The organism is Duganella sp. FT27W (genome assembly GCF_009295655.1).
Lineage (GTDB): Bacteria > Pseudomonadota > Gammaproteobacteria > Burkholderiales > Burkholderiaceae_D > Rugamonas > Rugamonas zoogloeoides.
The window spans coordinates 1-461 of the sequence record NZ_WHIV01000019.1 but is presented as its reverse complement, the minus strand read 5'-3'; the positions used below and the strand labels follow the sequence as shown (position 1 = coordinate 461).

At 53.4% G+C, this 461-nt stretch carries 1 rRNA gene; it reads left to right on the top strand.

Going from position 1 to position 461, the window contains the following annotated elements:
* Window positions 1-11: 11 nt before the first annotated feature.
* Window positions 12-461: ribosomal RNA gene (locus F8197_RS28200) — 16S ribosomal RNA — on the top strand; the annotation flags it as partial.

The following is a 461-nucleotide window of genomic DNA, read 5'->3' as shown; positions in this document are numbered from 1 at the left end:
AAACAGAGATTAAACTGAAGAGTTTGATCCTGGCTCAGATTGAACGCTGGCGGCATGCCTTACACATGCAAGTCGAACGGCAGCGCGGGGCAACCTGGCGGCGAGTGGCGAACGGGTGAGTAATATATCGGAACGTACCCTGGAGTGGGGGATAACGTAGCGAAAGTTACGCTAATACCGCATACGATCTAAGGATGAAAGTGGGGGATTCGCAAGAACCTCATGCTCCTGGAGCGGCCGATATCTGATTAGCTAGTTGGTAGGGTAAAAGCCTACCAAGGCATCGATCAGTAGCTGGTCTGAGAGGACGACCAGCCACACTGGAACTGAGACACGGTCCAGACTCCTACGGGAGGCAGCAGTGGGGAATTTTGGACAATGGGCGCAAGCCTGATCCAGCAATGCCGCGTGAGTGAAGAAGGCCTTCGGGTTGTAAAGCTCTTTTGTCAGGGAAGAAACGG